The following is a 1,386-nucleotide window of genomic DNA, read 5'->3' on the forward strand; positions in this document are numbered from 1 at the left end:
AGGCAACAGGCAACAGGCAAAAGGCAAACAACAACCAAAAGGCAACAGGCAACAGGCAAAAGGCAAAAGGCAAACAACAACCAACAACCAAAAGGCAACAGGCAACAACCAACAAACAACAAACAACAATCAACAATCAACAACCAACAAATAACTATTTATCCTTTCTCCAAAAAATTATCTTTCTTAATTCTCTTTATATGCCCTGGTCTAACTCAGTTTCTCGAAGGTACAGTTCTCCCACTTGCACTTTAGAAATTAGTCTGAAACGCTCACCCTGGTCATTTTTGACTGGTGAATTTTTCAGGAAATATATCCGATTTCAGCTAATATTTGATCGCCCACAATCTGCCAGTGAAAAACAATTAATTATTCGGGGCGATGGATTAACCCTCGAAGAGTTATATCAAGCAGTCAAGCAGTACAGTGAAGCGTTTTTTCATGGCGATTCGCGAGAGCGGATTCCTTGCGGGAATAGCACCCCAAGCAATATGGCGACGCAATTTCTGTTAGAAGATTCCTTAGAATCCCGTTTTCATTCTGGGAGTATGGTTCTGCAACCTCCCTTAGAGAATCAAGAAGTTTCTAGTATTTTAACTTTGAATCAGAATGCATCGATTCAGATTAAACCCCAAGGGGGATTTATTCATCAATTAGATTTGGGTGTTTTAGCCACGGAAGCATCTAATCATAATATTCAATTAGGCAACCTACAATTATTAGATTTAGTCGCCGCTTTAGAAGAATGTATGGTGGATTTAATGGCGATCGCTCCACCCCAACCGCCATTAAAACCCGTCTCTGGACATTTGCTGAAATGGATCCTGGGGGCGATCGCCTTTGTGATACTGGGACTGACCGCAGGGACTACTACTAAAAGCGATCGGCAAGCTTCACCCCCACCCCTGACTCAGCCAACATTGCCAGGGATCCGCCATAGTCAATCTAAATAAACCGAACTTACCCAGAGTTCCACTCGTTTTGCGTTCAAATTGCGATCGAATCTTGATAAATTCTCTGGTGGGCATTTGCCCACCATATTTATAGTGCTTAAAACTTTTACCACACTATATATAGATTCAAGTAGAGTGGTAGCCCAACGGCTCATCACTTTTTTTATTGCCCCTTGGCTAAAAAATAAATTTTCTGGAAAAATTTTTCTCAAATGAGGGGTATGACCCCTCATTTATATGCTAAGTTAAATTTAGTAGTGTACCCTGATTGCAGACGCCCCTTGTTTGGGCGTTTTTTTTGGCCATTTTTCCGGCAACCAACCCAAAGGAAGATCCAGTAGGATCCTGTGCGATCGCCTCCCCATCAAAGCTAAAAAATTTTGACAAAAAATTTTGACAAAAAATTTATAAACTAGGGCGTGTCATCAATTGG

General features: G+C 41.1%; 1 protein-coding gene. It reads left to right on the top strand.

Annotated features, from left to right (window positions below; genetic code table 11):
* Positions 1–200 precede the first annotated feature (200 nt).
* Positions 201–953 carry a DUF4335 domain-containing protein gene (locus tag AM228_RS21555; protein WP_082348992.1) on the top strand — a complete coding sequence of 251 codons (753 nt, stop codon included), beginning with the start codon at positions 201–203 and terminating at the stop codon, positions 951–953.
* Positions 954–1,386: the final 433 nt, after the last annotated feature.

Origin of the sequence: Planktothricoides sp. SR001, from assembly GCF_001276715.1 — a bacterium.
GTDB classification, from domain to species: Bacteria; Cyanobacteriota; Cyanobacteriia; order Cyanobacteriales; family Laspinemataceae; genus Planktothricoides; species Planktothricoides raciborskii.